The sequence below is a fragment of the Actinoplanes sp. NPDC026670 genome (genome assembly GCF_040638175.1).
Taxonomy (GTDB): domain Bacteria; phylum Actinomycetota; class Actinomycetes; order Mycobacteriales; family Micromonosporaceae; genus Actinoplanes.
On record NZ_JBEZXU010000093.1, the window covers coordinates 1 to 22,616 of the forward strand.

Consider the following 22,616-nt stretch of genomic DNA (forward strand, 5'->3'; position numbering starts at 1 on the left):
CGTGGGGGGGGGCGGGGGCCGGTCCACCCCCCCCCCCGCCCCACCCCCCCCCCCCCCGCCGGGGCCCCCTAACCCGCTTGGGCCAGGCGGGGGTCGATTTCGGCGCCCTCGACGTCGGCTCAAAGGGCGCGATGCCCGCCGAGCGGAGCGAGGCCATCGAAAACAGCCTGACGGGCGGCCATCGCGGCGCCGATGATGCCGGCGTTGTTGAGCAGCGTGGCCGGGACGATCGGGGTGCGGATGTCGAGCAGCGGGAAGAACTTCTCCGACTTCTTGCTCACGCCGCCGCCGACGATGAACAGGCGCGGGGAGAGCAGCATCTCGACGTGGCGCAGGTAGCGCTCGACCCGGACCGCCCACTGCTCCCAGGTCAGGTCCTCGGACTCACGGATGCGGTCGGAGGCGAGCAGCTCGGCGTCGGCGCCGTCGATCTCCAGGTGGCCGAGCTCGGTGTTGGGCAGCAGGACGCCGTCGAGGAAGAGGGCGCTGCCGATGCCGGTGCCGAAGGTCAGCATCATGATCAGGCCGGACTGGTCGCGGCCGGCGCCGAACGCGACCTCGGCGACCCCGGCCGCGTCGGCGTCGTTGAGCACCGTCGCCGGCTTGCCGAGGCGCTCGCTGAACAGCCGGGCGGCGGGCGCGTCGAGCCAGGACTTGTCGACGTTGTGCGCGCTGCGGGTCACGCCGTCGACGACCACGCCGGGGAACGTGACACCGATGCTGTCGAACCCGTCGAACTGGGCGGCCACCTCAGCGACCGCCTCCACGACGCTGTCCACGTCGGCGGGCTGCGGGGTTGGCACGCGGAACCGCTCGGCGAGCAGCTCGCCGTCGGCCGGGTCGACCGGCGCCCCCTTCACGCCGGAGCCGCCGATGTCGATGCCGAGGATGGTCATCCGTCTTCCTTCTTCAGGTTTCGTTCGCTGTTGCTGTGTACCACGCCGGTACGACATCGAATCCAGCGTCTCCCGGTGGGTATCGGGCGGACACCATAGGATGAATTCGCTGCGTGATTTCAGCGTTCACGCAATGTCACTCATACTTTCGGCTAGGCGCAGCTAGGCTTCTCGGCTAGCGTTGCACTTCAGAACGGTCGCCGCGTGCGGGCACGGCTCTCTGCCCGTCGGATGGAGGACCACTCATGACCCTGCTGGAATCACCGACCGTCGATGTCTTGCCCGCCGGGCCGCGCCATCCCGCACATCACGTGCCCACCGGCAGCGCGTCCGACCTGCTCGCCGCCATGGCCGTGGCGGCGCCCGGACAGCAGCGTTCCCGCCTGCGGGACCGGGCGATCGAGGCGTGGCTGCCGCTGGCCCGCCACCTCGCCCACCGTTACTCAGGTCGCGGCGAACCCACCGACGACCTGGTCCAGACGGCCACCGTGGGGCTGATCAAGGCGGTCGACAAGTTCGACCCCGAGCGTGGTGTCGACTTCGCCGGGTATGCGATCCCGACCATCATCGGCGAGATCAAGCGCCACTTCCGCGACCGCACCTGGTCGGTCCGGGTGCCCCGGCGGCTCCAGGAGCTCCGCCTCGCGATCACCGAGGCCAACTCGACGCTCACCCACACGCTGGGCCGTTCGCCGACGGTTCCGGACATCGCGGTCCACCTCGGGATCACCGAGGAGGACGTGCTCGAAGGGCTGGAGGGGGCACGCGCCTACAACGCCACCTCGCTGTCCACGCCGATCAGCGCGGACGGGACCACCGAGCTCGGCGACACGCTGGGCGGCGAGGACCACGAGTACGAGATCGCCGAGGCCCGGGTCGCCCTGGGGCCGGCGCTGGCCACCCTGGACCCGCGCGAGCAGAAGATCCTGACGCTGCGCTTCTACGGCAACCTGACCCAGAGCCAGATCGCCGACCAGATCGGCATCTCTCAGATGCACGTCTCCCGGCTGCTGACCAAGGCCCTGTCCAAACTGCGCCGCCAGCTGACCGACTGATCCGGTACGGCCGGCCCCGCACCGCTGTCGCAAACACGCCCGGCCCGCACCGCTGTCTTGAGATGTTCGAGACAGCGGTGCGAGCCGGCCGGGGTGGGGGTGGCCGGCGGCCTCACCCCGGCGGCCGCGTTTCGGTCCGGCGCCGGGACTGCCTCGCGGGGGTCTCCGGGAGCTGCGTGGATGCGGTTGAGGGCGGGCCGTCCGTACCGTATGAGGGTTATTTGGCGCCGCTGGCCCGCCAGTTGATGCTGATCAGGAGGTTCCGGGCCTCGTCGGCCACGTCGGCGGCGGCGTGCACCTCGTAGGTGGCGGCCTGGAGCGAACTCCGGGAGGTGAAGTCGCGGCGGCCGCCGGTCGCGGCGTGGGCGATGGCGCCGAAGATCGCGCCCCAGACCGCGCCGATGATCAGTGTGGTGAACAGGACGGCCAGCCAGCTCGAGTCGCTGAAGATGCCGAAGAACAGGCCGATCAGCAGGCCGAACCAGGCGCCGCTGGCCGCTCCGGCGCCGGCCGCGCGGGCGACGGTGAGGCGGCCCAGGACGTTCTCGACGAGGCGGAGGTCGGTGCCGACGATCGAGGTGCGTTCCACCGGGAACCTGTTGTCCGACAGATGGTCGACCGCCTGCTGGGCCAGCGCGTAGTCGGGGTAGGTGCCGACGACGACGGTGGGGCCGGTGGCCAGGCCGGTTCCGGTCGTCTGGGCGGGCAGATCCGGCACCGCGCCGGCCGGGCCGGGCGGGACCGCGGTTCCCACCGGGAATCCGGCCGGCGGGACGGCGTGACCGGCCGGCGCGGTCGAGCCGGTGGGCCCGGGCTGCGGCGGGATCGGGGCGGTGGGCGACTCGGCCGGAGCGATCGGGACGGTCGGCGACTCGATCGGAGCGGTGGTCGCGGCCGGTCCGGCGGGCGAAGCTGGTGCGGCGGGTGAAGCCGAGGCCGGGATCGCCGTGGTGGGGGAGTTGTCGGGTGAGGTGGTCATGCGGTGCCTCCCTGGGCGGGTGCGGGCCGGTCCGCGGGCTCCGCCGCGGTCAGCCGGACCCAGACGATGAACGTCGCGGCCGTGGCGGCCACGATGCCGGCCGTGCCGGTGAGGAATGCGAAACGCCCGGACACCAGGTCGGGCAGGGCGCGTTCGGAGAGGGCCACCGACGCCATGCCGAACACGCCGGCCGCGGTGGCCAGCGCGCCGGCGACCGCGAGGGCGACGATGACCAGGCGGTTCGGCAGGTGGATGCGGCGGTACGGGCCGGTGCGGCGCAGGCGGATCGCGAAGACCGCGAACGAGCCGCAGGCCAGCACGATCAGCAGGGCCGCGATGACGTCGCTGGGCCGGTGCCATTCGGCCCACACGGTGGCCACCGAGACGATCGCCACATAACCGGCGCCGACCAGGCCGACCATCCCGCGCAGCGCCCTCGGGAAGGCCAGGACCAGCACGAACGCGACCGACGCGGCGGCGGTGGCGTGTCCGCTGGGCCACGAGTTGGGGGCCGGGAAGTCGTCCAGGAGGGGACGGTCCAGGTTGGCCTTCAGCTGCTGGGTGATCAGGTTGGCGGCGACCACCACGAACACCGACGCGAGCGCCAGGTCGAGGCGGCGGCGGACCACGCCGAACGCGGCGGCGAGCACGCAGACCAGCGCCAGCGAGGCGAGGCGGGTCGCGTCGAGGGTACGGGTGAGCACCTCACTGACCCGCGGATGGTCGAAGTCGCCGCCCCGCAGCGCCGCCGTGTCGATGGCCTGGCCCAGTGGCGTGCCGACGAACAGCCGGTGCACGGCGTACGCCCCGCCGGCGGCCAGAGCGGCGACCAGCAGTGGGCTGACGGTGTGCCACGTACTGCCCGGTGAACGTGCCGGGGTGGCGGTGGTGACCGGGCGGGACGCGACGGCCGTCATGTCGGGACCTCCTGAGGCGGTGGCGATGCGGACACGCCTTTCCCCGTACGCCCGATTTCCAAGCACGCCGCAACGTGAGCGCACCCGATCGGGCTCGTGCGGCGCAACACCCAGGACGAACCATTCGTATCCGATGCCGACGGATATAAGGGGAACGTCTTCATGAGGCACACCACCCGACGACTGCTCACCGGCACGCTGCTGGTGCTCGCCGCCGGGGCCGGGCTGGCCGGTTCACCCGCAGCCGCGCAGGCGGCCGGGATCTCCGCGACGATCGATGTGAACAGCGAGCTCAAGGTACGTTCGGCGCCGAGCTGGGCGGCGAGCGTGGTGAGCACGCTGAAGGACGGCCAGAAGGTCGCCGTCGACTGCGCGGTGACCGGCCAGACCGTGCACGGCAAGGTCCGCACGACCGCCCAGTGGGACCGGCTGACCAGCGGCCGGTACATCTCGCACGCCTACGTCCGCACGTCGGCGACCATCCCGGTGTGTGACGCGAAGGCGGGCGCGCAGGCGTACGTCAGCGGGAAGATCCGCACCCGGGACGGCGCGGTGAACGTGCGCAGCGGCCCGTCCACGCTGAACGCCGTGGTCCGCAAGGCCGCCGACGGCTCGGCCGTGAAGATCGTCTGCGCGGTGACCGGGGCGAAGGTGTCCGGCACGGTCCGCACCACGAACCTGTGGGACCGGCTGGCCGACGGGCAGTACGTGTCGCACGCGTACGTGGTCTCCGGCACGGTGAAGGCCTGCCCGCCCGCGGCCCCGCCGGCCCCGGCGCCGGTTCTGACGCCCGAGCAGTTCATCGCCGCTGCGGTGCCGGGCGCGCAGCAGGGCTGGCGGGAGTACGGCGTGCCGGCCTCGGTGACGATCGCCCAGGCCATCCTGGAGTCGGGCTGGGGCCGCAGCGGGCTGTCCGCGGTGGACCGCAACTACTTCGGCATCAAGTGCCAGAACGGCGCGTTCGGGCCGCACGCCAACGGCTGCCACGTCTACGAGACCACCGAGTGCGACAAGGCCGGCAAGTGTTTCGCCACCTCGGACGCGTTCCGCACGTACGCGTCGATGGGCCGCTCGTTCCGCGACCACGGTCACTTCCTGCGCAGCAACAAGCGGTACGCGGGGGCGTTCGCGTTCACCAAGGCGGCCGACAAGTTCATCATGGCGGTGTGGAAGGCCGGGTACGCCACCGACCCGAACTACTACACCAAGGTCACCGGGATCATGCTGAAGTACGACTTGTACCGGTACGACACCTGGAAGTAATTAGCGGCTTACGCTCCTTATGGTGGAGCATCTGGAGAACGGAGAGCGGCGGGCCACCGGTCCGCTGCTCTCCGTCTCCGTTTTCCTGGTGGGTCTCGCCGTCACCGTCCTGACCGCCGCCGGCCTGTACTCGGCACAGCAGGACGCCGCCGAGCGGGAGATGGACCGGCGGCACGAGGCGGCCCTCGCGGCGATCCGCACCGAGACCGAGCGCTACCGCGGCGTGATCGAGACGCTGGCCGCCGGGCTGGTCAACGACACCGAGCTGACCTGGGAAGACTTCGACGTCGCGACCGGGCCGCTGGTCGACGCCGAGCTGCTGGCCGCGGTGCCGGTGGCGTTCCTCGTCGAGGTGCCCACCGACGGGGTGGAGCAGGCCCAGCAGCTGTGGCGCGACCGTGGCGCCGACGGCCTGACCTTCCACCCCGACCCGTCGGTCGACGAGCACATCTTCGGAGTCTTCACCCGCCAGCTCGACGACAGCGAGCCGAGCGCGCGTACCGGCAGCGACCTGGCCGTGGCCGAGCCACTGGCGACGAACCTGCGGACCGCCCGGGACCAGCACCGGCTCGTCGTGTCCGACCCCCGAGTCCTGCGGCGCGACCGTGGGAAACCGGCCGCCGAGCAGCAGCAGTCGTTCGTCTTCGCGGTGCCGGTGTGGACCCGGGAGAACACCCCGGTGTTCCGTGGCTGGGTGGCCTCCGGCCTGCGTGGCGGCACCTTCCTCGACCAGATCCTGAGCCCGGTCGGGCGGATCTCCGGCTCGCTCGTCTCGGTGGGCCCGGACCAGGTCCAGCACACGGTCGCGCAGCGCAGCGGCCCCGGCGAGCCGGACCTCAGCCGGTCCGGTGTCGTCGACATGGGCCCGGACCAGCAGTGGATCCTGCACACCCGCGGCGACTCCCGGCTGCTGGCCGGCGACGGGTGGTATCTGCCGTTCGTCGCGCTGGGCAGCGGCCTGGTCCTCACCGCGCTGCTGGCCTGGCTGGTGCACGCGCTGGAGACCCGGGCGCGGGCCCAGGCGCGGGCCCAGGCGGCCACCGCCGGGCTGCGCGAGGCGGAGGCGGCCAGCCGGCGACAGGCCGAGCTGCTCGGCGCGATCATGACGACCATCAGCGACGGCGTCCTCGTGGTCGACTCCCGGGGCGCCATCCTGCTGGAGAACCCGGCGGCGCGCCTGCTGCTCGGCGTCGCCCAGCGGCCGGACGGCCCGGAACAATGGCAGGAGCACTACGGTGTCTACCGGCCGGACGGCCGGACCCCCTTCCCGCTGACCGAGATGCCGCTGATCCGGGCGCTCGACGGCGAGTCCACCGACGGGGTCGAGGTGGTCATCCGCAATCCGGGGCAGCCGGACGGGGTGCTGCTCACCATCGACGGGCGGCCGCTGGACCCGAGCGCCGGCGAGCACGGCGCGGTCGCGGTCTGCCGGGACATCACCGAGCTGCGCCGGTACGAGTCCGACCTGGCGATGTTCGCGGGTGTGGTGGCGCACGACCTGAAATCGCCGCTCGCCCTGATCCGCGGGCACGCCGAGCTCGTCCTGGCTGACGTGCCGGACGGCTGGCCGGAATCCGCCGAGGTCCGCGCCGGGCTGCACCGGGTGGTGCGGGCGGTCGAGCGGATGGACGCGCTGATCGACATGCTGCTGGCCTACACGACCGCCCGGGACGCCCCGCTGCGGGCGGTCGCCGTCGACCCGGTCCCGATGGTCCGGGAGATCGTCGAGGAGCGGATCGCGGGCCTGGCCGCCGGCCGCCCGGCGCCGGAGTGGTCGGTGGAGCCGATGCCGCCGGTCCGGGCCGATCCGGGAATGCTCCGGCACGTCCTGGACAACCTGATCGGCAACGCGATCAAGTACGTCCGCCCCGGCGGCACGCCGACCGTCGGGGTGACCGGCGCCGCGGGCGAGCCCGGGTGGGTGCGCATCGAGGTCGCCGACTCCGGCATCGGCATCCCCGACGCCGAGAAACCGAACGTCTTCGAGACCTTCCACCGGACCGCGGCGGCCGCCGGCTACGCCGGGACCGGCCTCGGCCTCACCATCTGCCAGCGCATCGTCAAGCGGCACGGCGGCGGGATCGGCGTCGAGGACAACCCCGGCGGGGGTACGCGCTTCTGGTTCACCCTCCCCGCCGCCGACATCACGGAGGACAGCGACATGAGCGACGACACGGCCCAGGACGACGAGGAAGTCCGCGCGGCCCTGGAACGGGCCCTGGCCGAACGGGCCGCGATGATGGAGGCGGCCCGGCTGCCCGGCCTGGCCGTCCCGCCCGAGGGTGATCCGGTGCCGGGGAAGCTGAACGCCCCGATCCCGGAGCGGCAGCGCGACCGGACCTAGCCCTCGGAGGCGACCCGGGGCGGCAGCAGCTGGGCGATCAGCGCCAGCAGCTGGGCCGGCACGAACGGTTTCAGCAGCGTGGCCGAGGCGCCGGCGTCCTCGGCCAGGTTGTCGCCGGGCATCAGCGAGCCACTGGCCACCACGATCGGGATGTGCCGCAGCGTGTCGTCGGCGCGGATCGCCCGGCACAGGTCGAGGCCGGTCATGTTCGGCATGTCCACGTCGGTGACGACCAGGTCGGGCTGGAGCTCACGGATCGCCGCCAGCGCGGTCCGCCCGTCGGCCGCGGCCACCACCCGGTGCCCGGCCCGCTCCAGGGAACGTTTGAGCACGTACCGGATGTCGTCGTGATCCTCCGCGACTACGATCACTGTCGGCCCCGTTCTCTCGTCCTGCGCATGCGGCGTCATCCGATATATCGAGAGACGGTGCCCGCGGGACACGGGGCGGTGTTAATCACCAGGCGTTCCCAGCCACTTCCGCCTATCCTTGGCCCGCCATGTCGATTACGCCTGCCGCCACCCTGCGTGCCCAGATCTCCGAGCTTCTACCCCGTGATCAGCGGCGGCTCCAGCGCCGTCTCGACGGGACCAGGCGCATCCGCGACGAGGACGCCAGGTCGGCGGCGCTCGCCGAGATCACCGCCGAGACCGAGCGGGCCCGCCTCCGGCTGGACAGCCGCATCGCGTCGGTGCCGCGGATCACCTACCCGGAGAGCCTGCCGGTCAGCGCCCGCAAGGACGACATCGCCGCCGCCATCCGTGACCACCAGGTGGTGGTGGTCGCCGGTGAGACCGGGTCCGGCAAGACCACCCAGATCCCGAAGATCTGCCTGGAGCTGGGGCGCGGCATCCGCGGCCAGATCGGGCACACCCAGCCGCGGCGGATCGCGGCCCGCACGGTGGCCGAGCGGATCGCCGAGGAACTGGACCGGCCGCTCGGGTCGACGGTCGGTTACAAGGTGCGGTTCACCGACCAGGTGAGCGACGACACCATGGTCAAGGTGATGACCGACGGCATCCTGCTGGCCGAGATCCAGACCGACCGGATGCTGTACCGGTACGACACGCTGATCATCGACGAGGCCCATGAGCGCAGCCTCAACATCGACTTCATCCTCGGCTACCTGCGTGACCTGCTGCCGAAACGGCCCGACCTCAAGCTGATCATCACGTCCGCGACGATCGAGACCGAGCGGTTCGCCCAGCACTTCGCGGCGGCCGACGGGAAACCGGCCCCGGTGATCGAGGTGTCCGGGCGGACCTACCCGGTCGAGGTCCGCTACCGGCCGCTGATCACGGTGACCGAGGACGACACCGAGGAGCCGCGGGACGTCATCGACGGCATCGCGGACGCCGTCGACGAGCTGCCCCGCGACGGCGACATCCTGGTCTTCTTCTCCGGCGAGCGGGAGATCCGCGACACCGCCGACGCGCTCGCCAAGAAGAACCTCTACAACACCGACATCGTCCCGCTCTACGGCCGGCTGTCCGCCGCCGAGCAGCACCGGGTGTTCGAACGGCACAGCGAGCGCCGCATCGTGCTCGCCACCAACGTCGCCGAGACCTCGCTGACGGTGCCCGGCATCAAGTATGTGATCGACCCCGGCACCGCCCGGATCAGCCGCTACAGCCATCGGCTCAAGGTGCAGCGGCTGCCGATCGAGCCGGTCTCGCAGGCCAGCGCCAACCAGCGCAAAGGCCGATGCGGGCGGACGTCGGACGGCATCTGCATCCGGCTCTACTCGGAGGAGGACTTCGAGCAGCGGCCCGAGTTCACCGAGCCGGAGATCCTGCGTACCAACCTCGCCTCGGTCATTCTCCAGATGACCAACCTGGGCCTCGGTGACCTGCAGAAGTTCCCGTTCATCGACCCGCCCGACCGGCGCAACATCACCGACGGCGTCAAGCTGCTCGAGGAGCTCGGCGCCCTCGACGACCGCAAGCTCACCCCGATGGGCCGCCAGCTCGCCCAGCTCCCGGTCGACCCGCGGCTGGCCCGCATGGTCATCGAGGGCGACCGGCAGGAGTGCGCGGCCGAGGTGATGGTGATCGCGGCCGCCCTGTCGATCCAGGACCCACGCGAGCGGCCGGCCGAGAAACAGCAGCAGGCCGACGAGAGACACGCCCGGTTCGTGGACAAGGAATCGGACTTCTTCAGTTATCTCAATCTGTGGCGCTATCTGCGGGAGAAACAGCAGGAGCTGTCCGGCAACCAGTTCCGCCGGCTGTGCCGCAACGAATTCCTGAACTACCTGCGGGTGCGGGAGTGGCAGGACATCTACTCACAACTGAAGCAGGTCGCCCGTACCCTCGACCTGTCTTTCAAAGAGGACTGGGAAGCGGGAGTCGCGGCACAGCCGGTGCACACCGCGCTGCTCGCGGGTCTGCTCAGTCATGTCGGGATGAAGGACCAGGAGAAACGCGAATACATCGGCGCCCGGGGCGCGAAGTTCGCGATCTTCCCGGGGTCGGCGCTGTTCAAACGGCAACCGCGCTGGGTGATGTCGGCCGAACTGGTCGAGACCAGCCGGCTGTGGGGCCGGGTCAATGCCCGGATCGAGCCGGAATGGGCCGAGAAACTCGCCCCGCACCTGGTCAAACGCAGTTACAGCGAACCGCACTGGGATGCGAAGCTGGGCGCCGTCATGGCGTTCGAGAAGGTGACCCTCTACGGTCTGCCGATCGTGCCGCGCCGCCGGGTCGGATATTCGAAGGTCGATCCGGTCGCCTCCCGGGAACTGTTCATCAGGCACGCTCTCGTCGAGGGCGACTGGGAGACCCACCACAAATTCTTCGCCGAGAACAAACGGCTGCTCGACCGGATCACCGAGATCGAGAACCGGGCCCGCCGCCGGGACATCGCGGTCGACGACGAGACCGTCTACGCGCTCTACGACGCGCGAATACCGGCCGATGTGGTCTCCGCCCGGCATTTCGACGGGTGGTGGAAGAAAGCGCGCACCGAGAAACCGGATCTGCTCACCTTCACCCGCGACGACCTGGTCAACGCCGGGCGGGACACGGTCGATCCGCAGCAGTTCCCGGACGCGTGGCTCTCCAACGGCGTGAAGATGCCGCTCACCTACACGTTCGAGCCGAACACCGCGGCCGACGGGGTCAGCGTCCGCGTCCCGCTGGACCTGATCAACAAGGTCGACGCCGAGGACTTCGGCTGGTCGGTGCCCGGCTTCCGCAAGGAGGTCGTGATCGCGTTGATCCGGGCCCTGCCCAAGCACCTGCGGACCAGCTTCGTGCCGGCGCCGGACTGGGCCGAGGCGGTCCTCGACCGGGTGCCGGCGCGGCGCGGCCCGCTGCCCGACTCGATCGGCAACGAGCTGCGGCGGCTCACCGGCACCGTGGTCCCGCGCGACGCGTGGCGGCCCGACCAGGTGCCCGACCACCTGCGGATGAACTTCCGGATCGTCAACGAGACCGGCGAGGTCGTCGCCGAGGGCCGTGACCTGGAGGTGCTGCGCCGCCAGCTCGCGCCCAAGGTGCAGGCCACCATCTCGAGGGCGGCCGGCAACATCGAACGCCGGGGGATCACCGCCAACGACTTCGGCGCCCTCCCGCGGCGGGTCGCCCAGGTGCGCGGCGGCTACGAGGTCAACGTGTGGCCGGCGCTCGTCGACGAGGGCGACAGCGTGGCGATCCGGGTGTTCGAGGACGAGGCGTCCCAGCGGGTCGCGATGGCCGCCGGGACCCGGAGACTCCTGCTGCTCACCCTCCCGCCGGCCGCCCGGTTCCTCCAGGGGCGGCTCGACAACCGGGCCAAGCTGGAACTGTCCCGGGCCAACCCGTACAAGTCGATCGCCGAACTGCTCGACGACTGCGCGGGCGCGGCCGTGGACCGGCTCGTCGCCGACGCCGGTGGGCCGGTGTGGTCGTCGGTCGAGTTCGCGTCGCTGCGCGACACCGTGCGGCAGGACCTCGTCGACGCGGTCGCCAACGTGGTCACCCAGGTACAGGCGGTGCTGTCCACGGCGTACGACGTCGAGCAGCGCCTCAAGCAGCTGCGTGACCCGGCGTTGCTGCCCGCCCTGGCCGACATCCGGCAGCAGCTCAAGGGCCTGGTCCACCCCGGGTTCGTGACCGCTGCCGGATGGCGGCAGCTGCACCAGATGCCCCGCTACCTGAAGGGCGTCGTGCACCGGCTGGACCGGCTCGGCGGCAGCCTCGGACGGGACCGTCAGCTCACCACCCAGATTCACGAGATCGAGGCGGAGTACCGCGAACTGAGGAACTCCGCACCCGTGAACGGTCCCGCCGAGGAGGGATTGCGGGAGATCCGCTGGATGATCGAGGAGCTCCGGATCAACTACTTCGCGCAGGCTCTCGGGACCGCGTACGCCGTCTCTGACAAGCGCATATTCAAGGCCATGGACGCGTTGCCGCTGTAGTCGGTTGCAGGTCGGTGCGCCCCCGGTGCCGTTCGGTCACGCCTCTGTCGTGGCCGGACGGCGCCGATTAGGTTTCTCGGCATGACGACGAACTCCGCCGCCGCCCCGATCGCCGCCGTTGCCGCTGTCCGTCCCGCCGGCGCCTACCTCGACGAGATGATGGCCCGCGTCGGGGTGGACGGTCTCACCGCCGCGTTCGCCGAGCCCGCCCTGCTGGCCCGCCTCGACCAGCACGCCGCCGCGGTCCGGGACGCGCTCCACGACGCCGGCCGGGTCGCCGACGCCGACGGGCTCGCCGCCTACGCCCGCTCGATGGCGGCCGGCTCGGTCCGGATGGGCCGCCCGCTGCCGGAGCCCGGCTTCGCCCCGATGTCCGGCGCCGAGTGGCTGGCCGCCGGCTTCCCGCTGCTGCGGCTGGTGGCGGTCTGCCTGATCGCGGAGACCGAGGGCCTGCTCGGTTGACTCGTTCTCGGTTGACTCGTTTGATCTACATTTTCCGGCACTTTATGTAATAAATCGCCCAATGCGACATCTTTCTCTCATGAACCTTCTGCGGCTCTCGGCCATCACCGCACTCCTGATGCCCCTGTTCGGCGCGCCCGCGTACGCCGCCGACGACCCGGCCGGCCCGGCGCTGGTCGCCCGCTACACCTTCGACGGCGGCGCCACCGACGGCCGGGTCAACGACCTGTCCGGGCGTGGCGCCGCCCTCACCATCCGCGGCGCCGCCAACGGGCAGATCGCCATCGCCAGCGAAGGCGCCAACCGGTTCGCGTCCTTCCCCGGCATCTGCGCGACCGGCGCGGCCACCTGCGCCAAGGCGCTCCTCGAGGCGCCCGACGACGCCGACCTCGACCCCGGGGTCCGCAACTTCAAATGGGCGGCCAGCGTACGGGTGACCAAAGCCCAGCTCAGCGGCAACGCCAACATCATGCAGAAGGGTGTCGCCGGCACCGACAGCATGTGGAAGATGCAGGTCACCGGCCGTGCCGGCCGCGCGCAGTGCGTCCTGGTCGCCCGGGTCTCCGGCCAGACGTTCTCGGTCCTGTCGGCCCGCCCGGTCGCCGACGGCAGCTGGCACCGCATCGCGTGCGAACGCACCAACGGCACCCTGTCCATCTCCGTCGACGGCGTCGCCGGCGGCCGCACACCGGTGCCGGAGGCCGTCGCCGTCGACAACATGATGCCGCTGCGGGTCGGCGGCCCCAACCTGGCCGGCAACGGCGACATGTACCACGGCCAGCTCGACGACGTCTTCGTCCAGCTCGGCTGACCCCGATCCGGCCGCGCCGGCCACCCCGGTCAAACGCCGACCCGGCCGACTGGCTCCGGCCCGGCCGACTCGTTCCGGCCCGGCCCGGCCGACTCGTTCCGGCCCGGGCTGGCTCCGGCCCGGCCCGGCCCGGCTGGCCTGTTCCGGCCCGGCCAACTCGTTCGGGCGGCCGGTTTGTTCGGGCGGCCGGTTCGTTCGCGCGGCCGGTTTGTTCGGGCGGCCGGCTCCTCCTGCGCAGATGCCCGGCGCCGCTTCTCGCGGCGCCGGGCATCAGAAATCGGTCGGCCTAGCTGCGGCGGAACACGTACGAACGGCCACCGGACGCATTGCCGGCCCGCCCGGCGCGGTCCCGCCCGGAGCGATCCCGGGCGGCCTGACGGGCATCCCCGGCGCCGTGATGCGTGGCCGCCGGGCCACCCTGCTGATCCTCGCCGGCACCCGAACCGGTGCCCGGCCGCAGCGCCGCAGCGATGTCCTGCTGGGCGATCTCGTCAAGATCAAGGTGCACGGAAAACGGTTTACCAGGCATAAAGCGACCTCCTAGCGGCTCCCGCGGGGGAGCGGGAAGCGACCGTGCAACACGGGGCACGGCCGACACGAACGCACATCTACGGCGAAAGAGAACCCCGCGGACTTTCAGAAGGCCCAAGCCTTCCCCCGCCGGGGTGATCCACTGAGAGCCCGGACAAGAACGACGATCCGGACGTGCCGGAGCCGGAACAAGGAACGCGCAAACCATCCCACTCCGGCCGAACTCGGCATACGGAGGACAACGCGGCCCGCGACCCCGGCGCGAAACGCGCGGGCGACAGGCGGCGGTCGGGAAGGCATCACAGCATGTCGCCCACGCTAATCCGCCCCACTCCCGGCTGCCACCCATTTATTCGGTACGGACAACACCCGCCCCAACCGCACCATCCCCGCCCCGAACTACGACGCGACCCCCACCCCACTCCCGGCCGAACCGCGCCCGCCGGGCTGATCCCGCCGGTCACCGGCACCCACCCGGCCCGGTACCGCCAGCCGTCGTTCACGACTGGATTGGGGGCGGTTTTGCCGGGTTGGGCGACGGCTGGGGTGGTGAGCCGTCGTTCACGACTGGATTGGGGGCGGTTTTGCCGGGTTGGGCGACGGCTGGGGTGGTGAGCCGTCGTTTGCCACTGGAATGGGGGCGGTTTTACCGGGCTGGGCGACGGCTGGTGGGTGGGGTGGACCGGGCTTTCGTGTGGGTCTGCTGCTGTGGGGTGCGGGTGTTGCTGGGGCGGCAACGACGATCGGCGCACACATTGACCGAGTGTGGTCTTCTGTCGTCGTTGGAGGAGGGGTGAGCGCACACGTTCGGTCGATCGTGGGCGTTCATCCATGCCGGGGCGACGACGGGAGCACGCACAACGTCAATGTGTGCGTCTGTCGTCGCTCGGTGCTTGCCGGCCCGGAAGCGAGTGGGCGGGATTCGGCGGGTGGGTGTCGAGGTTTGGCCGTGGCTGGGCGGGAACTGGCGGGTGGGTGTCGAGGTTTGGCCGTGGCTGGGCGGGAACTGGCGGGTGGGTGTCGAGGTTTGGCCGTGGCTGGGCGGGAACTGGCGGGTGGGTGTCGAAGCTCGGGCGTGAGTGGGCGGGAATAGCGGGTGGGTGTCGAGGTTTGGCCGTGAGTGGGCCGGATTCGGGGGTGGGGTGTCGGCCGGGAGGGACGCATATGCCCGGCGGGCGCTCTGGAGGCTGGAGGGGACGCCTGCGTCGCGGGGTGCTCCGGGGGCCGGTGGTTGTGGTCGGGGAGGGGTGGGGCGTACCGGAAAGGAAGGGGCGAGAAAAAGGCGGTCAGGTGCGGGGGAGCGAGTCGAGAGCCGCGTTCAGCATCGCGGTGGCCGCCGGGAAGTCGACCAACTGGTCGTGGATCAGGGTCAGGCCGGTGCGCAGGGCCGTCGCCGGGACGCCGCGGGAGGTCAGGACCGTGGTGGTCCAGGTGACGAAGTCCTGGAAGATTGCGGGCTCGCCGACGTAGAGGGCCGCCGCCAGGAAGTCGGCGATGTGGCCCAGGTCCTCGCTGGTCGACTCGATCTGGGCGGCGTCGTAGCCGGCGGCCGGGGGAAACACCGTGGCCAGGCGGTCCATCGCGGTCTTGATCAGCTGGGGGCGGCTGCGGACCAGGTGGGTGTACTCCTCGTCGCCGAGGAACGACTCGTCGTCGGGGAGCGGCAGGTCGGACAGCGTGCGGGGCGGCCAGTCGGTGGCCAGGCGGGCCACCGCCTCCTCGCCGGTCGAGGCCCAGGCCTGGGCGCCGAGGCGTTCGGCGTAGCGGCCGCCCGGGCCGAAACCGCGGCCGCCGGCGATCACCGGGAGGCCGGCGGCCCGGCAGGCGGTGATCGCGGCGTGGGCCCTCGGCAGGCGGGTGGGGAGCATGCAGCTCAGCGCCACCGCGTCGGGGCCGGTCTGGTGCAGGTGGACGATCAGGTGCCGGCCGGGGACGCTGGCGCCGAGGAAGTCGACCCGCCAGCCGTCCAGGCGCAGCAGTTCGGCGAGCATCCGGGCGGGCAGGCCGTGCCATTCGCCGTCCACGCAGGCCAGGGCGATCCGGCCGCGGGTGGCGTGCGCCGTGGTGCGGGCGGCGACGGTGGCCAGGGCACGTTCGCCGACGGCGGTGGCGGCATGTTCGCGGGCCACCGACCATTCGTTGGCCTCCCACAGTTCGCCGACGCGCCGCTGGGCGCCGCCGATCAGGTCGACGATGATCCGCTGGGCCGCCACGCCGTCGTCGAGGAGGGCGGACACCAGCCGGGTGGCGCCGACCTCGTCACCGTCGGCGACCAGCTGGAGGTAACCGTCGGCGACCCGCCTGGTGATCGGGGTGAGCACCCCGCCGGGCGCGGTCACGAGCGGCTCCGCCGGTGGGGACCGTTGAGCGCCCGGCCCGGCGCGGTCATGAGCGGCTCTGCTGGAAGGTGACCGTTGATCGCCCGGCTCGGCGCGGTCATGAGCGGCTCCGCGGGCGGCGGTCGCCGCGGCGGGCGGCCGCCACGTACGGCGACGGGGTGGGCGCCCCGCCGCCGCGCAGGCTGAGCGGGGTGCGGTCCGGGGCGCGGACCGCGAGCATCGCGATGTCGTCGGAGCCGCCGCCGCGTGTCCAGTCGGCGACGACCTGGCGGAGCCGGTCGACGGTGGCGGCGCCCGGCATGCCCCGGCACTCGGCGAGCGTCTGGTGCAGCCGGTCCTCGCCGAACTGCTCGGCGCCGGTCGGGCCGCCCCGCGCCTCGGTCAGGCCGTCGCTGTAGAGCAGGCACAACTCGCCCGGGGCGAGCTCGGTGCTGGCCGGGCGCACCACCGTGCGCGGGAGCACACCGATCAGGGTGCCGCTGGTCGGGACCTCCTCGACCCGGCCGTCGCCGCGCAGCACCAGCGGGGCCGGGTGGCCGCCGCTGGCCAGGTCGAGCCGGACCCGGCCGTGGTCGGCGCGGCGCACCGAGCCGACCACCATGGTCACGAACCGGGGTGTCCGGGCGGATTGCAGCAGTGCCTCGTTGAGCACCGTGAGCATCGCGGCCGGCTCGGTCCGGACCAGGCGCAGCGCCCGCAGCGTCTGCCGGACCTTGCCGGTGAGGACGGCCGCCTCGGGGCCGGTGCCGCAGACGTCGCCGAGCGCGATCATCGTGTCGGTGGCCGGCCCGGACGGGGTGAACACGTCGTAGAAGTCGCCGCCGATCCGCAGCGCGTCGCCGGCCGCCTGGTACGAGCCGGCCAGCTCGAAACCGTCCGGCTGGGGCAGCTCCGGCGGCAGCAGGTCGGCCTGCAGGACCGCGGCGGTGTCGACCTGGTCGCGGTAGAGCACGGCGGCCGCGACCGCCGCGCCGGCGCGGGCCGCGAACACCCGGGCCAGCGCCTCGTCGGCGGCGGTGAACCGGGCCTGCGGGCCGCAGCGGGCCAGGATCAGCGCCCCGGCCGGCTCGGCGTTGCCCGGCAGCGGGATCACCAGGAGCGCGCCGACCGGGCCGAACCCGGCCGGCACCAGCCAGGCGGGGGCTTGCGCCGGGTCGAGCCAGCGGCTGGGGATGGGCGGGAACCCGCCGAGCGCCTCGGCCAGGCCGGGCACCTCACCGAGGGTCGCCTCACGGAGGGTGCCCTCCTCGACCGGGCGGCCGGGCAGCAGCCGGGTCCAGTCGCTCTGCCGCCGGTGCGGGGGCAGCACCACCATGGCGGCGTCGGCCAGGTACGCGGCGGCCAGCTCGACCGTGGTCCGGATGCAGCGGCGCACGTGCAGTGACGCGGACAGCCGGCGGCCGGCCTCGGCGAGGAACGCCAGATCGTTCGACTCGGTGCGGTCACGCAGGTACCAGGCGTAGTGGCCGTCGTCGACGGGACGGCGCGTCCCGGACAGCCGGCGGCCCTCGTGCTCGGCCTGGAAGGAGTCGCTGCCGTCGGTGGGCAGCGGCGCGGGGGCGGGCCGGCCCGGGCGTGCGCCGGGCACCAGGCGGCGGGCCGCCTCATTGGTCAGCACCACCGTGCCGTCGGCCGCGGAGCACAGCACCATGGCCTCGGAGGCCGCCTCGAAGACCGCGGTGAGCAGGGCCGGCGCCGCCGTCCGTGTGGTCATCGCCGCCTCCCGTCGTCGCCCTGCTGAACCGTCTCGCCCTGCCGAACCGTCGTCGCCCGGCCGAACTGTCCGGATCGACCCCAGCCTACGTGCATTCGTGGTCAATCACTCAGGTCGACCACGATCGGGGCGTGGTCGGAGGGGCCTTTGCCCTTGCGGGCCTCACGGTCCACGTACGCGTCGGAGACCCGCCCGGTGACGTCGGCGCTGCCGTACACCAGATCGATCCGCATGCCCTTGTTCTGATGGAACATCCCGGCCCGGTAGTCCCAGTACGTGAAGGCGTGCTCGCCCTTGAGTGGCCGGGCCGGGACGTCGGCCAGCCCGATGTCCCGGATCGCGGCGAGCGCGGCCCGTTCCGGCGGGGTCACGTGGGTGGCTCCGGCGAAGACCGTGACGTCCCACACATCGTCGTCGGCGGGCGCCACGTTGTAGTCGCCGGCCACCACCAGCGGGCCCGCCTTCAGGTCGGGGATCAGGGCGTCGCGGAGGGCGGCCAGCCACTGCAGCTTGTACGTGTAGTGCGGGTCCTCAGGGGTGCGGCCGTTCGGCACGTACACCGACATGAACCGGATCCCGCCGCAGACGGCGCTGATCGCGCGGGCCTCCGGATCGGGGTACCCGGGCTCGCCGTCGAACCCGTGGCGCACGTCGTCGAGGCCGATCCGGGAGAGCAGGGCGACCCCGTTCCAGCGGCCCTGGCCGTACGCCGCCGTCGCGTACCCCAGCTCGGCGACCTCCCGGTCCGGGAAGCCGCCGGCGGCGACCTTGGTCTCCTGCAGGCAGACGATGTCGGGGGCGGTGCCGGCCAGCCAGTCGAGCAGGCGGGGCAGCCGGGCCTTGACCGAGTTGACGTTCCAGGTGGCGAAGCGCATACCCGCTTTCTACCCGGTGAATTGCCGGAGTTGCCCGCACGGGGCCGGGCGCCCTGAGAGGTTGTCAGCAGAGAGGGGGCGACCAGATGCGCTTGGAGATCATGCCCGAGCTGCCGGCCGAGCTGCTGGACGAGTCCTGGGACTTCTACCAGGACTGCTTCAGCGACCTGCAATTCCTCGCGGTCAACCGGCATCTGATGTACCGCAGCGAGTTCGACGAGGTGATGGCCGACAAACGGATCGGCAAGTACGTGGCGCTGGACGACGAGGACGGCGCGATCATCGGCATGGGCACGCTGACCAACGAGCTGGAGTCGATCCCGCTGATCTCGGCGGAGTACTTCAAGTACCACTTCCCGGAGCTGTTCGAGCAGCACCGCCTGTTCTACTGCCTGTTCGCCGGCTCCGCGCTGGGCCACCGGGGCCAGGGTGTCTTCGTCGCGTTGCAGCGGGCCATGTACGCCCCGATCGGCGAGGTGGACGGCAAGGTGTTCTTCGACATCTGCTCGTACAACGAGGAGCGCCACCAGCTGCCGAGGATGATCGCGGTGATCCTGAGCCGGGCCGCCGAGGCCGGCCGGGCGCAGCCGACCCGGCTGGACGCCCAGTCGTTCTGGATGTACGAGTTCCCGAAGAGCGACGCCCCGTTCCGGCGGGAGGAGCGGCGTTCCGGCTACAACCGGGGCCGCCCGGACGGTGGCAGCGACCGCCGGGTCGCCCGGGTCTGAGAAGGGGATCCTCAGTCGGGCCGGCGATGCCGGCCCGACGGGTCCGACAGGATCGCCGGAATGTGCGGGGAGCGCACGATCGGGTCCCGCCAGCGCTGGGCGAACTCGGCCGCCGGCACCGCCGCGCCCCACAGCCAGCCCTGCCCGTTGACCACTCCGACCGCCCACAGCGCCTCCCGCTGCAGCGGCGTCTCCACGCCCTCGGCGATCACCGACAGGCCGAGGGCGTGGCTCATCGCCACCACCGCGCGGACGATCTCGTCGTCCTCGTGGTTGACCCCGAGCCCGGTCACGAACGACCTGTCGATCTTGACGCCGGTGACCGGGAAACGGCGCAGGTAGCCCAGCGCCGAGAAACCCGTGCCGAAGTCGTCGACCAGCAGTTTCACGCCCAGCTCGCGCAGCTCGAAGAGGACCCGGGCGGTGACGCTGGACCCGTCGACCATCACCGACTCGGTCATCTCCAGGGCCACGCACTGGGCCGGCACGCCGTACCTGAGCATCTCGCCGGAGACGATCAGCGGGAGCTCCGGGTCGGACAGCTGGCGCGGCGACACGTTGATCGACAGGTAGAAGTCGTCGGTGACGCTGCCCTCGGACCGCCACACGCCGAGCTGGCGCAGCGCCTCCTTGCGGACCCAGGTGCCGATCGCGTTGATCAGCCCGGCGTCCTCGGCGATCGGGATGAAGGTCATCGGCGGGATCGGGCCGCGTTCCGGGTGCACCCACCGGACCAGCGCCTCGGCGCCGACCGGCACCCCGGTCTCCAGGCGCACCAGCGGCTGGTACGCGACGTACAGCTGATCGTCGGCGAGCGCCTGCCGCAGCGCCACCTCGAGCTCGATCCGCTCCCGGACCTGGGCGTGCATGCTGGTGTCGAAGATGGTGGACCGGCCCGGCCCCTCGCCCTTGGCCCGGTACATCGCGGTGTCGGCGTCGCGCATCAGCGCCTCGGCGGTGACCGCGGCGTTGACCGGGTCGGCCTCGGCGTGCGAGATCCCGATCGACGCGCTGATCACCACGTCGTGGTCGCGGACCGGGAACGGCCTGGCGAAACAGCCGCGGATGTCGTCGACCAGGCGTAGCGCCCCGCCCTTCTCGCCGATGAAGCCGAGCAGGAACTCGTCGCCGCCGACCCGGGCCACCGGGATGTTGATCGGGACGGCCGCCCGCAGCCGCCGCCCCACCTCGATGACCAGCTGGTCGCCGGTGTCGTGGCCCCACGAGTCGTTGACCCACTTGAAGCCGTCCAGGTCGAGCATGTAGACCCAGACCCGGTCGTGTCCCTCCGGGTCGGCCACGGTGACCAGGCGGGCCACCTCCGACGACATCGACTGCCGGTTCGGCAGCCCGGTGAGCGGGTCGTGGGTGGCCTGGTGCTCCGAGCGCAGCTGGGCGGCGACCTGGGCGCGGACCGCCGAGACGGCCCGGATCAGCAGCAGCGTGACCGACAGCGCGCCGGCCACGGCGATCATGACCCGGCCGACGGCGGTCTCCGCGACCGGGGTCGGCAGCAGCGCGAACGGCACGGCCAGAGCGGGCATCAGCAGCGACAGGCGCGGCCACGACCAGGCCTGGGCCGGCAGTTTCGCGGCCCGGCCCATGTCCACCACGGAGGGGTGCAGGGCGGCCACCCCGAGCGCCGTGTACGCGAGCAGGAACGGCACGTTGAGCAGCGGCGACGCGTAGATGTTGCCGTCCACGCCCTCGATCGCGTAGGCCAGGTCGCCGGCGAAGATGCCGACCATCATCACGATCAGCGCGATCAGGCTGACCGGCCAGTGCTTCGCGGTGAAGGTGAGGTTCACCATGAGCAGCACGACCATCACGTCGACCAGCGGATACATGCCCTGGATGGCGGAGAGCAGGGCGGGCCGGCCGGCCACCTCGGCGGCGGGCAGGGCCAGCAGCAGGGCGCTGGCGACGCCGGCCGACAGGCAGACGGTCAGGCCGTCCAGCAGGGCGTGCCGGTCCAGGCTGCCCCGGGCCCGCAGCAGGATCAGCACGAACGCGGCGAGCAGCAGGTAACCGCTGAACGAGGCGATGTCGGCGAGCAGCGGCCACGGCATGGCCATCTCGGAGACGGTCGGGCGGATCAGCACGCCGATCATGAAGAGGATCGCGGCGGCGGCCATCGAGCGCCAGGCCGACGGAGGTTCGGCGTCCCAGCGCCGCGGCCCGATCACGCAGGCGGCCATCACGGCGACGGCGAGCAGGGCGAACGCCGCCTCGCCGATCGACGAGGACGGATAGATCGCGTAGAGGATCGTGGCGACGGTGCCGGCCCCGGCCATGATCTGCCAGAGGCGGCGGGCGATTCCCGGCGGAAGTACCGATCGCACCGGGCATTCCTCCCGTACAGCCCGAAGACCTATGTATGCGTCAACGGTAGCAATACGGGCACCCCGTCACCGGGCTTCACGAAACCTGCCGGGCGGCGCGCACCGTGCACGAAGACGGCCGGACCGGCCGCCCGGCGCAACACCTCCTCGGCCACCGAACCGAGCCGCCCGGAGGCGTCCACCCCACGCGGCCCGAGCACCAGGAGACCGGCCCGGCGCGACACCCGGACCAGCGTGGTCCCGGCCGGGCCGATCAGGAGCCGATGGCGTACGGCCACCGCTCCCGCCCGCGCCGTGACCTCGTCGAGCACCCGCTGCCCGTCGGCCTCCCGCCCCGGCCCGGTCACGTGCACCACGTGCGCCGTCCCGCCCCGCCGGCCGGCCGCCTCGACCGCGAACCGCAGCGCCAGCGTCCCGTAGGGCGAGCCGTCCACGGCTGCCACCACCGGGCCGGACGGGGTCCGCTGCGCGCGGCTCACCGCCACCGGGCACCAGGCCCGCGCCACCACCTCGACCAGCGGGCCGCCGACCACCACCAGCACCGCGCCCCGGCTCAGGCGCAGGAGCACCCGTCCGGCCGGGCCATCCACCAGATGCGGCCGCGCATCGACCCCGGGTGTGGAACGCTTCGCTATGGAGACCGCCTCCTCGACCAGGTGCGAGGCGCTCCGCCGGGCCGGTCCCCAGCCAGCGTCGCCGGGGCCGGTGAAAGCGTGCACGACCTGCAACACCCGTCCGCGGGAGCACGCCTCCCGCGCGGCTAGGCGGACCGCGGCCGCGTCGGTCGCCGGGTCGCCGACACCCACGACGACGGGTCCCTGACTCGGGATCTGCATGGGCCCTCCCGTAACGAAGTCGCAATATACCGACCATTGTCTATGGCGCAACGACCCATACGTACTGGTGACCAATGCCTCAACAGGTGGCCACCTGATGACCCATTCAGGTTGAGGGTTTA

Annotated in this window: 17 protein-coding genes; 7 read left to right on the forward strand and 10 right to left on the reverse strand. The window is 72.0% G+C overall.

Annotation, left to right across the window (positions count from 1 at the left end; genetic code table 11):
* Window positions 1-119: 119 nt before the first annotated feature.
* The gene (ppgK, locus tag AB0E94_RS47845; RefSeq protein ID WP_360341795.1) at window positions 120-896 is read right to left on the reverse strand and encodes a polyphosphate--glucose phosphotransferase; all 777 of its coding nucleotides are present in this window, start codon (window positions 894-896) and stop codon (window positions 120-122) included.
* A 347-nt stretch (window positions 897-1,243) separates the two neighbouring features.
* Between ppgK and AB0E94_RS47850 the strand changes: the two genes are divergently transcribed.
* Window positions 1,244-1,951: an RNA polymerase sigma factor SigF gene (locus AB0E94_RS47850; protein WP_360341867.1), complete on the forward strand. Its 708-nt coding sequence runs from the start codon at window positions 1,244-1,246 to the stop codon at window positions 1,949-1,951.
* Window positions 1,952-2,168: 217 nt separating this feature from the next.
* Here AB0E94_RS47850 and AB0E94_RS47855 read toward each other — a convergent pair whose 3' ends face one another.
* Both AB0E94_RS47855 and AB0E94_RS47860 read right to left on the reverse strand, forming a co-directional pair.
* A complete protein-coding gene (locus AB0E94_RS47855) occupies window positions 2,169-2,669 on the reverse strand; it encodes a general stress protein (protein WP_360341870.1) in 501 nt (166 codons plus the stop codon).
* A gap of 257 nt (window positions 2,670-2,926) precedes the next feature.
* Window positions 2,927-3,847 (reverse strand): phosphatase PAP2 family protein, encoded by a 921-nt coding sequence (locus AB0E94_RS47860; protein WP_360341798.1) that lies wholly within the window; start codon window positions 3,845-3,847, stop codon window positions 2,927-2,929.
* Window positions 3,848-4,009: 162 nt separating this feature from the next.
* Between AB0E94_RS47860 and gsmA the strand changes: the two genes are divergently transcribed.
* Both gsmA and AB0E94_RS47870 read left to right on the forward strand, forming a co-directional pair.
* A complete protein-coding gene (gsmA, locus tag AB0E94_RS47865; RefSeq protein ID WP_360341801.1) occupies window positions 4,010-5,110 on the forward strand; it encodes a sporangiospore maturation cell wall hydrolase GsmA in 1,101 nt (366 codons plus the stop codon).
* A gap of 22 nt (window positions 5,111-5,132) precedes the next feature.
* On the forward strand, window positions 5,133-7,454 hold the full coding sequence (locus AB0E94_RS47870) for an ATP-binding protein (RefSeq protein WP_360341804.1): 2,322 nt from the start codon (window positions 5,133-5,135) through the stop codon (window positions 7,452-7,454).
* Here the strand turns inward: AB0E94_RS47870 and AB0E94_RS47875 are convergent.
* On the reverse strand, window positions 7,451-7,825 hold the full coding sequence (locus AB0E94_RS47875; protein WP_360341807.1) for a response regulator: 375 nt from the start codon (window positions 7,823-7,825) through the stop codon (window positions 7,451-7,453). The genes AB0E94_RS47870 and AB0E94_RS47875 overlap by 4 nt on opposite strands.
* Window positions 7,826-7,953: 128 nt before the next feature.
* Between AB0E94_RS47875 and hrpA the strand changes: the two genes are divergently transcribed.
* The 3 genes from hrpA (at window position 7,954) to AB0E94_RS47890 (ending at window position 13,129) form a co-directional block, all read left to right on the forward strand.
* On the forward strand, window positions 7,954-11,856 hold the full coding sequence (gene hrpA, locus AB0E94_RS47880) for an ATP-dependent RNA helicase HrpA (protein ID WP_360341810.1): 3,903 nt from the start codon (window positions 7,954-7,956) through the stop codon (window positions 11,854-11,856).
* An 81-nt stretch (window positions 11,857-11,937) separates the two neighbouring features.
* Complete coding sequence (locus tag AB0E94_RS47885) at window positions 11,938-12,318, forward strand: DUF6401 family natural product biosynthesis protein (protein WP_360341813.1); 381 nt, start codon at window positions 11,938-11,940, stop codon at window positions 12,316-12,318.
* Window positions 12,319-12,397: 79 nt separating this feature from the next.
* Window positions 12,398-13,129 (forward strand): LamG-like jellyroll fold domain-containing protein, encoded by a 732-nt coding sequence (locus tag AB0E94_RS47890; RefSeq protein ID WP_360341816.1) that lies wholly within the window; start codon window positions 12,398-12,400, stop codon window positions 13,127-13,129.
* 286 nt (window positions 13,130-13,415) lie between these two features.
* Here AB0E94_RS47890 and AB0E94_RS47895 read toward each other — a convergent pair whose 3' ends face one another.
* From AB0E94_RS47895 to AB0E94_RS47910, 4 genes are all read right to left on the reverse strand, one after another.
* Complete coding sequence (locus AB0E94_RS47895) at window positions 13,416-13,637, reverse strand: hypothetical protein (RefSeq protein ID WP_360341819.1); 222 nt, start codon at window positions 13,635-13,637, stop codon at window positions 13,416-13,418.
* A 1,309-nt stretch (window positions 13,638-14,946) separates the two neighbouring features.
* The gene (locus AB0E94_RS47900; RefSeq protein WP_360341822.1) at window positions 14,947-15,999 is read right to left on the reverse strand and encodes a cobalamin-dependent protein; all 1,053 of its coding nucleotides are present in this window, start codon (window positions 15,997-15,999) and stop codon (window positions 14,947-14,949) included.
* A gap of 97 nt (window positions 16,000-16,096) precedes the next feature.
* Window positions 16,097-17,713, reverse strand: a complete 1,617-nt coding sequence (locus tag AB0E94_RS47905; RefSeq protein WP_360341825.1) for a PP2C family protein-serine/threonine phosphatase — start codon at window positions 17,711-17,713, stop codon at window positions 16,097-16,099.
* A 101-nt stretch (window positions 17,714-17,814) separates the two neighbouring features.
* Window positions 17,815-18,588 carry an exodeoxyribonuclease III gene (locus tag AB0E94_RS47910; RefSeq protein ID WP_360341828.1) on the reverse strand — a complete coding sequence of 258 codons (774 nt, stop codon included), beginning with the start codon at window positions 18,586-18,588 and terminating at the stop codon, window positions 17,815-17,817.
* An 86-nt stretch (window positions 18,589-18,674) separates the two neighbouring features.
* Between AB0E94_RS47910 and AB0E94_RS47915 the strand changes: the two genes are divergently transcribed.
* Window positions 18,675-19,316 (forward strand): hypothetical protein, encoded by a 642-nt coding sequence (locus tag AB0E94_RS47915; RefSeq protein ID WP_360341831.1) that lies wholly within the window; start codon window positions 18,675-18,677, stop codon window positions 19,314-19,316.
* Between the two features lie 11 nt (window positions 19,317-19,327).
* Here the strand turns inward: AB0E94_RS47915 and AB0E94_RS47920 are convergent, their stop codons facing one another.
* Together AB0E94_RS47920 and AB0E94_RS47925 are read right to left on the reverse strand one after the other, a co-directional pair.
* The gene (locus tag AB0E94_RS47920; RefSeq protein ID WP_360341834.1) at window positions 19,328-21,658 is read right to left on the reverse strand and encodes a bifunctional diguanylate cyclase/phosphodiesterase; all 2,331 of its coding nucleotides are present in this window, start codon (window positions 21,656-21,658) and stop codon (window positions 19,328-19,330) included.
* Window positions 21,659-21,687: 29 nt separating this feature from the next.
* Window positions 21,688-22,494: a universal stress protein gene (locus AB0E94_RS47925; protein ID WP_360341837.1), complete on the reverse strand. Its 807-nt coding sequence runs from the start codon at window positions 22,492-22,494 to the stop codon at window positions 21,688-21,690.
* Window positions 22,495-22,616 lie beyond the last annotated feature (122 nt).